The organism is Sulfitobacter sediminilitoris (assembly GCF_010667575.1).
Lineage (GTDB): Bacteria > Pseudomonadota > Alphaproteobacteria > Rhodobacterales > Rhodobacteraceae > Sulfitobacter > Sulfitobacter sediminilitoris.
Window position 1 is genome coordinate 228,832 of sequence record NZ_JAABNT010000004.1, and the last position, 12,881, is coordinate 241,712.

Sequence of the window (12,881 nt, forward strand, 5' to 3'; positions counted from 1 at the left end):
TCTGCGCGACAACTCTCCGCTCAGCTATCGTATCCCGGATTGCTCCGGTTCAGTTTCCGCATCAAGCCCGGCCAGACCAGATTGTCCCCTGTCCCCGGCTGGAAAGCCGCCGCAGACTGGCGCTGTACGGTATCAGCCATGCTTTGCGGCTCTTCATGCAGCGCGTCTGTCCCCGCGCTTTGCGCGAAAATCTGAGTCTTGCAGGCGTTCTCAAGAAAATACATGCGCAGGAAGGCAATCGCGCAATTCGGCCCCAGCGTCAGTGTACCGTGGTTGCGCAGCATCAGCAGGCTCTTGTCCCCCAGATCGTTCACGATGCGCTCACGCTCATCCAGTTCCAGTGCGATACCCTCATAGTCATGATATGCCAGGTCGTTGTTCACGATCATAGAGAACTGCGTATAGCGGCGCAGCCCTTCGTTCTGCACCGACACCGCGACTCCGTAAGGGGTATGCACGTGGATCACGCACCCCGCATCTTCGCGTGCCGAATGGATTGCCGAATGGATCGTGAAACCTGCTGGGTTGATGAAATAAGGGGTTTCCTGACAGATATTACCGTGCAGATCGATCTTGACCAGACAAGATGCCGTCATCTCATCAAACATGATGCCGTAGGGGTTGATCAGAAAACGCTCCTCTCCGTCCTCATCAGGCAGCCGGGCTGAGATATGAGTGAAAACCAGATCGGTCCAGCCATGCAGCGCACAAAGCCGGTAGGTCGCGGCGAGTTGCACGCGAAGACCCCATTCGGTTTCAGATACCTTGCCCTTGAGCGTCGGCAGATCAGCCGGATCAGGAATGTCGAAACCCGTGCCAAGGCCGGTCGTGGTCGATTGATCGTTCATGTGGTAGGTCCTCCTCTTTGGCGGGAGGTTATTTGAATAATCGGCAAACGTCTTCCCCCTGGTTCAAAAGGATCGGCCGACGTACTTGGCGGGTCATCGTGTCAGAGGACTTATGTCGCCTTCCCTTGCTTTGGGATCGTTGGTAATCACAGGCATGTCGAACTCATATACCCTTTCATCGGATGGCACCCGCATTGCATTCACTTCTGTCGGTGATCCGAAACTGCCCCCCATCCTGTTGATCCATGGCTGGGCCCAGCAGTTCATGTGTTGGCATCCCTTACTGGAGCGCATGCGAGACCGCTTTCACCTCGTTGCCATGGACCTTCGCGGGCACGGTGCCTCCGACAAGCCGGAGAGCGAAGCCGCCTATACTGACACCGCCCTTTGGGCTGACGATGTGACGGCTGTGATCAAAGCTGCTGAGCTTGAAAAACCTGTTCTCGTTGGTTGGTCGTATGGCGCCCGCGTGATCGCCGCCTATCTTGCCACGCACGGAGATGCGGACATCGCGGGAATTGCGTTGGCAGGGGGCATTCTTGCCATCGGTACCGAGCGCGAGAGTTGGATGGCCGGAACCGCCAGCCCCGGCCTAGACCGGGAGCTTTATACGGATGACGTGCCGCGTCGTCTTGCTGCCACGGCGCGCTTCGTGGAGGCATGCACGGCCCAGCCGCTGGACCGGGTATCATACGCCGAACTGGTTGGGTCAAACATGCTCTGCCCGGCGCATGTCCGTCGGGCCTTGTTCAGGGCCAATGTCGATTTGCGGCCAGTCTACGAAAAGCTAGGCTGCCCTGGCCTGATCATTCACGGCACACGGGACGATGTGGTCACCCCGGCAACCGGGCAGGCGGCGGCCAACGCCATCAAAAACGGCCGTTACGTCCCATACGAGGGGGTCGGTCACGCGCCGTTTCTAGAAGCACCTGACCACTTTGCCGAAGATCTTTCGGAGTTCACGACCGCTTGTCAGGGGTAAGGCCTCCCTTTTTCCGCCAGCTATCACCCTTTCCCGTATGTTCGCGCACGTCCGACTGCGGGTTCGGTCAACCCCTCCAGCACGCTCACGCGCTTGCGCTTGCGCTCGCGGGTGCCCTTGGGCGGATATACCAGCTTGGTTGCCTCAACCATGAACGCACCGCCGGCCATCATCGCGGGCACGTGCCGCCCGATGCGCTCAAACAGACCGGCTGATTTCATCCAAACCCGCTGTTGTGACGGAAACTGGTAAAGCGCGCCAACATGACGTTCCGGCAGAAACTGATGCTTGCGCAATTGCGCATCCAGCTGTCCCGGCGAATAGGGACGACCGTAGCCAAAGGGCGTCACATCACGCCGCGCCCACAGGCCGCCACGGTTCGGCACGATAAACAGCACCCTGCCCCCCGGTCCCAGCACACGCCAACATTCCTCAAGCAGATCCGAAGGCCGCTCACTGGTCTCAAGCCCGTGCAGCAGCACCAGCTTGTCAACGTGTCCTGTCTCTATCGGCCAAAGAGTTTCCTCGGTGAGCACCGATGTATTGGGCATGCCCGCTGGCCACGGCATCACCCCCTGCGGTCCCGGCATCAGGGTCACCACCCGGCGCGCATCTTTGAGATAGGGACGCAGCAATGGTGCCGCGAAGCCAAAACCGACGACGGTCTGGCCCTTGGCCTCTGGCCAAAGCTCCAGCATCCGTCCCCGCAAGGATTTCTGCGCCGCACGGCCCAGCGCGCTGCGGTAGTAGAAATTGCGCAGATCCTGCACATCAAGGTGCATTGCGGCCCAGCCTTACCAATGTCAGTCTGAACAGAGCATACCAACGAATGAGGAGAGCGCCATGCCCTTTGATCTGATCACCATTCCCTGCCTGAGCGATAATTACGCATTCCTGCTGCGCGACGAGGAGAGCGGGGAAGTCGCTGTGATCGACGTGCCAGAGGCCGGACCAATCAAGGCCGCTCTGGCGGAACGCGGCTGGACGCTGAGCCAGGTCTGGCTCACCCATCACCACTGGGACCATGTGGATGGGCTGGCGGATCTGTTGGCTGATCACCCGGCCAAGGTTGTTGGCGCAAAGGCGGACGAACATCGCCTTCCCGCCCTTGATCTGGCAGTGGCCAAAGGCGACAAGGTCACGCTCGGCAGTCTTGAGGCAGAAGTTTACGATGTCTCGGGCCATACAGTCGGCCACATCGCCTATTATGTACCGGGAGCCAAAGCCTGTTTCACCGCCGACAGCCTGATGGCCTTGGGGTGCGGGCGGCTTTTCGAGGGCACCGCCGCGCAAATGTGGTCCAGCATGCAAAAGCTCATGGCTTTGCCAGCGGACACGACGATCTGTTCGGGCCATGAATATACAGCGTCAAACGCGAAGTTTGCGCTCACGGTTGATCCTGAGAATACGGCGCTTATATCAAGATCAAACGACATTGACGCGGCCCGGAAAAAGGGCATGCCGACGGTCCCATCGACACTTTCAACCGAACTTGCAACCAATCCCTTCCTGCGCCCCGCCGATCCCGGCATTCGAGCACACCTAGGGATGCCAACCGCCCCGGATGCCGACGTTTTTGCTGAAATACGCAAACGGAAAGACAACTTTTGACTGCGACAAATGGGTGCAAAAAAAGCAGATCACGGACTTTGTGAGCAGTTTTTAGAAGAAAATGCTTGAAGCTGGGCCGCGATCAACCAAACTCTAATACTATGAGGCCATGGTCGGACCGGGGCCCTGTTATCCCACAGCACCTCCCCGACCCCGAAGGATAAGGAGCACACCCGTGCCTTCATTCTCAACTACACTGGAGCAGGCAATCCACGCAGCTTTGGCTTTGGCCAATGCGCGCAGACACGAGTTCGCCACGCTGGAGCATTTGCTGCTGGCGCTGATCGACGAACCGGATGCCGTACAGGTGATGAAAGCCTGTTCCGTTGACGTGGACGAACTGCGCGACACGCTGGTCGAATTCGTGGACGAGGACCTGAGCAATCTGGTCACCGACGTCGACGGATCAGAGGCCGTGCCGACCGCCGCCTTCCAGCGCGTGATCCAGCGCGCCGCGATCCATGTGCAATCATCCGGCCGTACGGAAGTGACCGGCGCAAATGTGCTCGTCGCGATCTTTGCTGAACGCGAAAGCAACGCGGCGTATTTCCTGCAGGAACAGGACATGACGCGCTATGACGCGGTCAACTACATCGCCCACGGCGTGGCCAAAGACCCCGCTTATGGTGAGGCCCGCCCTGTCGCCGGTGCACCAGAGCACGAAGAAGAGGCTCAGGGCGTCACCGATGGCGAAAAGAAGGAAACCGCGCTTGAGAAATACTGCGTAGATCTGAACGCCAAGTCCCGCGAAGGCGACATTGACCCGCTGATCGGACGCGACCTCGAGGTGGAGCGCTGCATCCAGGTGCTGTGCCGCCGTCGCAAGAATAACCCGCTTTTGGTGGGCGATCCCGGCGTGGGTAAAACCGCCATCGCCGAAGGTCTGGCGCGCAAGATCGTAGCGGGCGAAACCCCCGAGGTTCTTGCAAACACCACGATCTATTCACTGGATATGGGTGCGTTGCTTGCCGGTACACGGTATCGCGGCGATTTCGAGGAACGGCTGAAAGCGGTCGTTTCCGAACTCGAAGAACACGAAGATGCGGTTCTGTTCATCGACGAAATTCACACCGTGATCGGCGCTGGTGCAACATCCGGCGGCGCAATGGACGCATCCAACCTGCTGAAACCTGCTTTGGCGGGCGGCAAGCTGCGCACGATGGGGTCAACCACCTACAAGGAGTTCCGTCAGCACTTTGAAAAGGACCGCGCGCTTTCGCGCCGGTTCCAGAAGATCGACGTGAACGAACCATCGGTGGAAGACGCGGTGAAGATCCTCAAGGGCCTCAAGCCCTACTTCGAGGATCACCATTCGGTAAAATACACATCCGATGCGATCAAATCGTCGGTGGAGCTGGCGTCGCGGTACATCAATGACCGTAAATTGCCGGACTCTGCCATCGACGTGATCGACGAAGCGGGTGCAGCGCAGCATCTTGTCGCCGCTTCCAAGCGCCGCAAGACCATCGGCACTAAAGAGGTCGAGGCCGTAGTGGCCAAGATTGCCCGCATCCCGCCCAAGAACGTCTCCAAGGACGATGTCGTGGTCCTCAAGGACCTCGAAGCATCGCTCAAGCGGGTGGTCTTTGGTCAGGACAAAGCGATCGAGGCACTGGCCTCGGCGATCAAGCTGGCACGCGCAGGTCTGCGCGAACCTGAAAAGCCCATCGGCAACTACCTCTTCGCCGGTCCAACCGGTGTGGGTAAAACCGAAGTGGCCAAGCAACTGGCGGATACGCTGGGTGTGGAACTGCTGCGCTTTGATATGTCCGAGTACATGGAGAAACACGCAGTTTCCCGTCTGATCGGCGCACCTCCGGGCTATGTCGGCTTTGACCAGGGTGGCATGCTCACCGATGGCGTAGACCAGCATCCGCACTGCGTGCTGCTGCTGGACGAAATGGAGAAGGCGCACCCGGATGTCTACAACATCCTGTTGCAGGTGATGGACCACGGCAAACTGACGGATCACAATGGCCGCACGGTCGATTTCCGTAACGTTGTCCTGATCATGACCTCCAACGCCGGTGCCGCAGAGCAGGCCAAAGAAGCCATCGGCTTTGGCCGCGACCGCCGCACGGGCGAGGATACGGCAGCGATCGAACGCACCTTCACGCCGGAATTCCGCAACCGTCTGGACGCGGTGATTTCCTTTGCGCCTCTCAGCAAGGACGTCATCCTGCGGGTCGTTGAGAAGTTCGTGCTTCAGCTTGAAGCACAGCTGATGGACCGCAACGTGACCTTTGAGCTGACCAAGAAAGCCGCCGAATGGCTGGCCGAGAAAGGCTATGATGACAAGATGGGTGCGCGCCCTCTTGGCCGCGTGATCCAGGAGCACATCAAGAAACCGCTGGCCGAGGAGCTGCTCTTTGGCAAACTGGCCAAGGGTGGCGTCGTCAAGGTGGGTGTGAAAAAGGGCGATCTGGATCTGACCATTCTCGACCCCGAAACGCCCAAGATCTCAGGCGACAAGCCACCGCTGCTGACAGCGGAATGAGCCTGAGGGCCTTTGCGGCTCTGATATTGTCCTCCGCCAGCTCCGTGCTGGCGGAGGATTTGCTTTTGTCCTTCCCCGTCGACTGCACGCTTGGGCAGGACTGCTACATTCAGCAATACATGGACCGTGACCCCGGCGACGGCTACAGCGATTACCAGTGTCGCGGGCTCAGCTATGATGGCCACAAAGGCACCGATTTCGCCCTCCCCACACGTGCGGACATGCAGGCCGGCGTTGATGTCTTTGCCGCTGCACCCGGTCGCGTGCGCGGCTTTCGTGACGGCATGCCTGACACCGGGTGGACCAGGGAAACCGTTGCCGAAGTTGAAGGGCGCGAATGCGGAAACGGCGTTGTTCTGTTCCATCCCGGCGGCTGGGAAACGCAGTACTGCCACCTGATGCAGGGCTCGATCACCGTCCGCAACGGACAAGAGGTCAAGGCAGGCGACGTTCTGGGACAGATTGGCCAGTCCGGCCGCGCCGAATTTCCGCACCTCCATCTGTCCGTGCGCAAGGATGGCATACCCGTTGATCCTTTCGATCCCGATGGCACCCTCGCCTGTGATAGCCCCGGTGACAGCACTCTTTGGGCAGACACCCCGCCCTACCAGCCCGGCGGCCTTGTTGATGTCGGCCTGACTGACATCATTCCTGAATATGCTGATGTCAAAGCAGGCATCGCGGGTGCAGATACCCTTCCCGCGACCGCACCTGCGCTGGTGGTGTACGGCTTTAGCTTTGGCACCCAGAAAGATGACGTCATGCGCCTGTCCCTGACCGGGCCAGAGGGCGAAGTCATCAGCAGGGACACAAAACTAGAACGAAATCACGCGCAGGCATTCCGCGCCGTCGGAAAGCGGCTTCGCGGTCGCGCCACTTGGCCAGAAGGAACGTATGCCGGCACCGCCACGCTGATCCGCGGGGACACCGTAATCAGCATTTTGCGCACCGAAATCACCATCGCTGGCTCCGACTGAAGCCCATCAATCCGCCTTCGAATAAAGGCCGACGCCGCCCAATCCTCTGCGCAATATCCTTAGTTACAAAAAGCTCACAGTTGCTTTGACGGCCAAGCGTGTCGAAGCATCTTCTGTGTCCGACAGTATCAAAACCCCGCTATTTCTCGGTGAACTTCAGCTCGATGCGCCGGTTCTGTGCCCGCGCATCAGGACTGTCTCCAAGCGCGACCGGCTGATACTGGCCAAATCCATTTGCGGCCAGCCGATCAGGCGGAATGCCTAAGAAATTAATCATGTACTTTACGACGGACAATGCCCGGCCTTGGCTGAGCTCCCAGTTGTCCGCGAACTCACCACCGCCCAAAAGTGGGACGTTATCTGTATGCCCATCAACGCGGATCACCCAGTCAATTTCTGGAGGGATATCACCAGCGACAGACCGCAGAATGTCCGCCACCTTGGCAATCTCCTGACGTCCCTCAGGTGACAGGATTGCCCCGCCGGGCGGAAACAACACCTCGGATGAGAACACGAACCGATCCCCTTCGATGCGCACGCCTTCCTGATTGCCCAAAACATCGCGCAGCCGACCAAAGAACTCCGAACGATACTGCTCAAGATCCTTGGTCTGCTCCTGCAGCGCCTTGGCCTCCGCCTCAAGCCGTGCCCGCTCTGCCGCTTCCAATTCCGCACGACGCCGTTCTTCCGCAGCCACGCGGGCCAGTGCAGTGTTCAAATCAGACCCAAGCGACTGCAACTGAATGTCCTTGGCAGCATCGCGGGCGACCGCATCGTCCAGCAGGGCCTGCAAACTGCCCAATTGGGTGCGCAATGCAGCAACTTGCTGGTTTAACAATTCCGTTTGGCGCTGCGCCTCGGCACTTGCCGCTTCTTCCTGGGCCAAGGCCTCACGGGCAGACGCCAGCAACGCCGCCTGCCGCTCTGCGTCGGTACTCTGATCTCCTGCAAGCGTTTCTGCCGCAAGCCGCGCAGCGACGGCTGCCGCCAACCTTGCGCGCAATGCATCGCGGTCAGCCATCAACTCCGCCGCCGCTGCTTCCTGCGCTTGGACGTTTGCCTGCAAACGCGCCAGTTCTTCGGCACTCTGGGCCTCCTCGGCGGCTGCCGCTGCCCTTTGCCGCTCCAATTCCTTCTGCGCCTGTGTCAATGCGGCTTGCGCCTGAGCTCCTGTTTCAGCCTGCTGCTCAACGGTCTGCAGTCGGATCAATGCCTCGGACAGACGCGCATCCAGTTGTTCTTCCGCCGCTCGCGCTGCAGCCAGCAACGTCAACGTATTTTCTGCCTCCTTACGCTGCGCCTCCAACGCCAGCGTCATCGCGGTCAACTCCGCATCAGCGTCTGCCAGCCTGGCCCGCAAGGCTTCCGCCGCCGCGGCTTCAACCAGCCGCGCCGCTTCCTCAGCACTCAGCGCCTCTGTTGTTGCGTCCACCTGACCCTGCAAACCCGCAACCTGTGCTTCAGCCTCAGCGTTTCGGGCACGTAGCTCTGCAACCTGCGCGTCGGTCTCAGCCTTAAGCGCACGTAGATCAGCGAGTTGTCCTTCCGTCTCGGCGTTCCGCGCACGCAGATCGGCGATCAGGGCATCCAACGCTTCGCGACGTGCCGCTGCAAGGCGGGCAGTTTCAGCCTGCGCATCGATTTCATCGCGCGCTGTGGCCAGCGCCAGGTTAAGTGCTTCCTGTTCACTCAGTAACGACTGCTCCCGATATTCGAGATCTGCAATCTGCCCTTGCGCTGTCTCTTGATCCGCCAGCAGCCCCGCCACCTGCGCCTCAAATCGTGTGATCTGTGCGCCTGCGTCCTCCAACGCAGCCGCCTGCGCGTCGCGCTCTGACGTCAGCGACGCAATCAGCGCGTCCTGCTGAGAAAGCCGCCCCTGTGCGGCATCCAATTGATCCTGCGTCGTATTCAAGGATGCATTCAGCGCGCCCAATCGTGCCTCAAGCTGCGCGTTTGACTGCTCTTCCAATCCCAATGCTTGCGCCAGGGCAGCGACTTCACCTGCCAGCGCGTCCAGCTCGCTCTCTTGTCCGGTGATCCGTTCTGTCAGAACAAATTGCACAACCATGAAAATGGTCAAAACAAACATCAGGACCAGCAAAAGCCCCGTCATCGCATCCACAAAACCGGGCCAGATGGAGCCCTGAAACCGCGTGCCCGTCCTGCGGGAAAGGGCCATCTACCGCTCCCCTCCGCCCGGTTTTTCAGGCGTGCGCACACGGCGGGGGACCAGCGGCTGGCGTCCCGTCGACATTGTCTTGGCCAGCATCGCAATGTCCTGACGCAGCTCCGCCATGGTTTCTTGTCGCCCGGCAGAAATCTCCTCAAGGATACGCAGCATCTGCACGTCAATCGACCGCAGGCGCATCCGGCTTTCGGCATCCATGCCTTCGCCCTGATCCTGCCCCTCAAGAGTGGTGATCAGCTTTTCCTGACCCGCTGCCATGCGTTCCTGACCCGCGGCAATCCGTTCCAGCACAGCCGTCGATGCGGTGTCGATCTGCATCCGTTCGGTCATCCGGTCCACGGCATCTGCCAGCCGGTTCAATTTCTCATCCACCGCCGCACGGCTGACGTTCGACGCCGCGAACATCTGGGTCAGGCTCTCCATCTGCTCGGCCATGTGATCCACCACGCCGGCCATGATGTTCTGCTCTGCTGTGGCGTCTTCGCCTGCGCTGAAACCGACGCGGGTGATGGAGCTAAGCCAGTCTTCAAGCTCTTGATAAAACCGGTTTTGACCATGCCCGGCAAACAACTCCAACAGTCCGACGACCAGCGATCCCGCAAGTCCCAACAAGGAAGACCCAAAGGCGACACCCATGCCACCCAACTGTGCCTCCAGCCCGGTCATCAGACGGCTGAAGACATCCACGCCGCCTTCCCCTTCGGACGGGGCAAGGCTGCGGATCGTGTCCACAACCGCAGGCACGGTTGTCGCAAGACCATAAAACGTCCCCAGAAGGCCAAGGAAAATCAGCATGTTGACGATGTAGCGCGTGATCTCACGCGCCTCATCAATACGGGTCGATACCGAATCCAGGATCGACCGTGTCGAACTTGCCGATACCTGCATCCGTGCCCCACGGGTGCGCAGTAGGGCCGCCAGGGGGGCCAGCATCGGTGGTGCGACCGTCGTCGGATCGGGCTTGTCTGAGGCAAAGTTTTCGATCCACCGGACCGAGCCAATCAACTGAAAAACCTGATAAAAACAGGCCAACACGCCGATGATGAACACGAAAATGATGAAGCCATTCAGATAGGGATTGGCCGCAAAGATCGGGTAGACCGAGGGCAGTGCCAGAAAGGCACCGAACCCAGTCAGCCCCAGCACAATCAGCATCAATGAGATCTGACGGACCGGCTGAGAAAACTGTGGTCGTTGTGTGCGCTCTGACTGCGCCATTAGGCCGTTGCTCCTGACCCATTATGCCTGCTCTGCGCAGACGTTACACTGAAAACAAGCGGCTTTGCCATGGAATTATGTGCAAAGCGCCTTCACCCGAAGGCTGAGCCACTCAAGGTCTGGGTCATGCAGGCCCACTTCATGCAAATGGTCTGCCGTATTGTACAAATATTCGGTGTTCGGCCCCCGTCCGCCCACGGCCTGCGCGATGATCTGCGCCTGTTCTTCAAGCGGCAGACCACCACAATATTGTTCATGGTCTTCATCGATCACATAGACCACCGCCTCGACGACGCGCCCGTCTTCAAGCGAGACCTGCAACGTCTTCTCAATATATGCCGATGAAATCAGTTCCCGCTCACGAAGGTAAGCCAGCGTCTGTTCTTCCTGCCCCGGAGCAACGCGCAGCGCCATGCCGGCACAGGCATGATCCGCCTGCCGGTCCAGCGCCAGCACCAGACCCGGTTCTTCTTCGGTGCCCCGATGGTGGATTGAGCGCATACAGAACGACCGCGCGTACCCCGGCAGCGTGCCAATCACGCTCTCCGCCACCTCGAAACCGGGGTTCCACAGAAGCGATCCATAGCCGAATACCCACATTGCCATCGCGCTGGTCCTTTGTTGCTGTCATCGGTAAACCGCATCTGAACTCCGAGTTAAAGAGGCATAAAATGCGCAGGCTGACGTGGATCATCGTCACAGCGGGATTGCTGTGGTCCTTCCTGTGGCTCACTGCCTCTTTGATGATCAGGAACGGCATCATTGACTGGGCTGCGACCAAACGCGCAGAAGGTTGGGTGGCGCAGATCATGAAGGTTGACGTAGATGGCTACCCGTTTCGGTTCGAGACGCATTTGTCGCCGGTCAGTTTACAGGACGACACGTCGGGTGTGCGGGTCTTCAGCCCCGCCCTCTCTTTTGCAACGCCTGCGTGGTGGCCCGGCTATGCCACACTGACCCTGCCCCAAGACCGGATCGACATTACTGCAGGCGCCTATGCCGTGAAGCTGATGGCGGAGGACGCGCAAGCCGGACTTAGGATACATCCCCGTACGGCGCTCGAACTGGAAAGCCTGCGTCTGGACAGCGCCCAGTGGGACCTCCAGACAGCAAAAGGACGGCTGTTCACTGGCAACACGCTTCAGGCGTTCTTTGACCAAAGCACCACCCAGCCTTCGCTATACGACTTTCAGTTCAGTATTGATGATCTGGCGTTCGGCGATGTGCCTCGCGCTCTGCTTAATATCCCACAGAACTGGCCCTACTATTTCGATACGGCTACAGCGACCGGGGCTGCGGGGTTTTCAGCGCCTCTCGACAGACATTCTGTTCAGGGTGGCATGCCCCCGCCAAACCGGATCGAAATCGTGGACGCACAGGCGATCTGGGGCAGCGTCGAAATCTCGGCGCAAGGCGTTCTGGATATTGACCCGGATGGGAGACCAAAGGGAGATGTCAGCCTGTTCGTGGACAATTGGCGCATCCTATTTGACGTGGCAAAAGCAAGCGACCTTGCCATCCCTGCGCAGGCAGACCTGATGCTGAACGCGCTGGCCAATATCGGCGGGGATCCGGACACTCTAGAGCTCACTCTCAATTTTGCGGACGGCTTGATGTCACTCAGCGGGATCGCCCTCGGCCCGGCCCCGCGCCTGAGAGCACGCCAATAACTCTAAAGCTCTTTCGATATGACGCCTTTAGATAGCGCTGCCTTACATTAAAGATTTCAAAGCGTTAACTGATATCCGGAGGGACGCCCTGATCCAGAAATGCCCTAGCGGCAAAAACTGCCTGAGCGGTAGCGGGCCGTATCAAAATGGAAATGATCCTTGTGAAACCGGTTCGCGTTTGGCCCCAATACGGTGCCAAAAGGTCCGCACGCACCTTTGTGCATCCGCCGCATCGCGTCACTGAACCGTTGCGCATTCCAGCCCGTCAGCACGCTGACTTCGGTCCCATCAGCCAGCTTGAACGCTGAAATGTCGATGGCGCGGCCCTTGCCATGTTCAGACAGCTTTGCGCCTTTCTCATTGTTCCGCGTCCGGCAAGCGTAATGCGCGGCAACCCGGACTGTCCTGAGCCCACCACCCTTTTTCGCCATTGCCGGTTTGGCAGCACTTTCCATCCATGATTTCAACGCGCTGGCCGTGGTGCAATCCATCACGGCCTTCTGACTTAACCCCACACCGGAAACCGAACGTACACGCACGGCATTTTCAACCACACACCCACGCAGCCTACCGGTCACCCGACCAACGGCTTCACCCTGTATGTCCAGATCGCCGCAAACGGCACCCTTTTCACGCAGGCGCTTCTGCGCGCGCCCTTCCTTGGCAACCTTGTTCGTCCGGAACAAGGGACGAAGCGAGGACAGCAAGCCGTTGCGTTGCTTGGCCTCCTGTTGCTCTGTGCTTTGTTCGGGCTGGGCGATAGCGCCCGATTGATCAAGCGTCACAGGCTGGATCGACGCCTCACCGCCACGCGGAACGGGCCTAAGCGATGATGTGGGATCGTCGGCCAACGCCATCTGCGCTGTTGCCAAAAAAAAACCCGGTCA

The 12,881-nt window shown here is 59.4% G+C and carries 11 protein-coding genes; 5 read left to right on the forward strand and 6 right to left on the reverse strand.

All coding sequences use genetic code 11. The annotated features are described in order from the left end of the window. Positions 1 to 20 precede the first annotated feature (20 nt). On the reverse strand, positions 21 to 848 hold the full coding sequence (locus GV827_RS08915) for a class II aldolase/adducin family protein (RefSeq protein ID WP_164353441.1): 828 nt from the start codon (positions 846 to 848) through the stop codon (positions 21 to 23). 154 nt (positions 849 to 1,002) lie between these two features. On the opposite strand from GV827_RS08915, the gene GV827_RS08920 reads away from it, so the two are divergent. Next, positions 1,003 to 1,830, forward strand: a complete 828-nt coding sequence (locus GV827_RS08920; protein WP_164353442.1) for an alpha/beta fold hydrolase — start codon at positions 1,003 to 1,005, stop codon at positions 1,828 to 1,830. A 23-nt stretch (positions 1,831 to 1,853) separates the two neighbouring features. On the opposite strand, the gene GV827_RS08925 is transcribed toward GV827_RS08920, so the two are convergent. Further along, positions 1,854 to 2,612 (reverse strand): methyltransferase domain-containing protein, encoded by a 759-nt coding sequence (locus GV827_RS08925; protein ID WP_164353443.1) that lies wholly within the window; start codon positions 2,610 to 2,612, stop codon positions 1,854 to 1,856. Positions 2,613 to 2,673: 61 nt separating this feature from the next. Here GV827_RS08925 and gloB point away from each other — a divergent pair, with 61 nt between their 5' ends. The 3 genes from gloB (at position 2,674) to GV827_RS08940 (ending at position 6,915) form a co-directional block, all read left to right on the forward strand. After that, on the forward strand, positions 2,674 to 3,441 hold the full coding sequence (gloB, locus tag GV827_RS08930; protein ID WP_164353444.1) for a hydroxyacylglutathione hydrolase: 768 nt from the start codon (positions 2,674 to 2,676) through the stop codon (positions 3,439 to 3,441). 175 nt (positions 3,442 to 3,616) lie between these two features. Continuing rightward, the gene (clpA, locus tag GV827_RS08935; RefSeq protein WP_164353445.1) at positions 3,617 to 5,938 is read left to right on the forward strand and encodes an ATP-dependent Clp protease ATP-binding subunit ClpA; all 2,322 of its coding nucleotides are present in this window, start codon (positions 3,617 to 3,619) and stop codon (positions 5,936 to 5,938) included. Then, positions 5,935 to 6,915 (forward strand): M23 family metallopeptidase, encoded by a 981-nt coding sequence (locus GV827_RS08940; RefSeq protein WP_164353446.1) that lies wholly within the window; start codon positions 5,935 to 5,937, stop codon positions 6,913 to 6,915. Before clpA ends, GV827_RS08940 begins: the two co-directional genes overlap by 4 nt. A 139-nt stretch (positions 6,916 to 7,054) precedes the next feature. On the opposite strand, the gene GV827_RS08945 is transcribed toward GV827_RS08940, so the two are convergent. The 3 genes from GV827_RS08945 to GV827_RS08955 form a co-directional block, all read right to left on the reverse strand. Next, a complete protein-coding gene (locus GV827_RS08945; protein WP_164353447.1) occupies positions 7,055 to 9,097 on the reverse strand; it encodes a peptidoglycan -binding protein in 2,043 nt (680 codons plus the stop codon). Continuing rightward, positions 9,098 to 10,324, reverse strand: a complete 1,227-nt coding sequence (locus GV827_RS08950; RefSeq protein ID WP_164353448.1) for a biopolymer transporter ExbB — start codon at positions 10,322 to 10,324, stop codon at positions 9,098 to 9,100. A gap of 75 nt (positions 10,325 to 10,399) precedes the next feature. Beyond that, on the reverse strand, positions 10,400 to 10,930 hold the full coding sequence (locus GV827_RS08955; RefSeq protein WP_164353449.1) for a gamma-glutamylcyclotransferase: 531 nt from the start codon (positions 10,928 to 10,930) through the stop codon (positions 10,400 to 10,402). Between the two features lie 65 nt (positions 10,931 to 10,995). Here GV827_RS08955 and GV827_RS08960 point away from each other — a divergent pair, with 65 nt between their 5' ends. Next, positions 10,996 to 11,994 (forward strand): DUF2125 domain-containing protein, encoded by a 999-nt coding sequence (locus GV827_RS08960; protein ID WP_164353450.1) that lies wholly within the window; start codon positions 10,996 to 10,998, stop codon positions 11,992 to 11,994. Between the two features lie 104 nt (positions 11,995 to 12,098). Here the strand turns inward: GV827_RS08960 and GV827_RS08965 are convergent, their stop codons facing one another. Further along, positions 12,099 to 12,851, reverse strand: a complete 753-nt coding sequence (locus tag GV827_RS08965; RefSeq protein ID WP_164353549.1) for an extensin-like domain-containing protein — start codon at positions 12,849 to 12,851, stop codon at positions 12,099 to 12,101. Positions 12,852 to 12,881: the final 30 nt, after the last annotated feature.

Bases quoted from the DNA above. Each gene is read 5' to 3' on its own strand.
- GV827_RS08915 (WP_164353441.1), bottom strand. From the start codon at position 848: ATGAACGATCAATCGACCACGACCGGCCTTGGCACGGGTTTCGACATT.
- GV827_RS08920 (WP_164353442.1), top strand. From the start codon at position 1,003: ATGTCGAACTCATATACCCTTTCATCGGATGGCACCCGCATTGCATTC.
- GV827_RS08925 (WP_164353443.1), bottom strand. From the start codon at position 2,612: ATGCACCTTGATGTGCAGGATCTGCGCAATTTCTACTACCGCAGCGCG.
- gloB (WP_164353444.1), top strand. From the start codon at position 2,674: ATGCCCTTTGATCTGATCACCATTCCCTGCCTGAGCGATAATTACGCA.
- GV827_RS08940 (WP_164353446.1), top strand. From the start codon at position 5,935: ATGAGCCTGAGGGCCTTTGCGGCTCTGATATTGTCCTCCGCCAGCTCC.
- GV827_RS08945 (WP_164353447.1), bottom strand. From the start codon at position 9,097: ATGGCCCTTTCCCGCAGGACGGGCACGCGGTTTCAGGGCTCCATCTGG.
- GV827_RS08950 (WP_164353448.1), bottom strand. From the start codon at position 10,324: ATGGCGCAGTCAGAGCGCACACAACGACCACAGTTTTCTCAGCCGGTC.
- GV827_RS08955 (WP_164353449.1), bottom strand. From the start codon at position 10,930: ATGGCAATGTGGGTATTCGGCTATGGATCGCTTCTGTGGAACCCCGGT.
- GV827_RS08960 (WP_164353450.1), top strand. From the start codon at position 10,996: ATGCGCAGGCTGACGTGGATCATCGTCACAGCGGGATTGCTGTGGTCC.
- GV827_RS08965 (WP_164353549.1), bottom strand. From the start codon at position 12,851: ATGGCGTTGGCCGACGATCCCACATCATCGCTTAGGCCCGTTCCGCGT.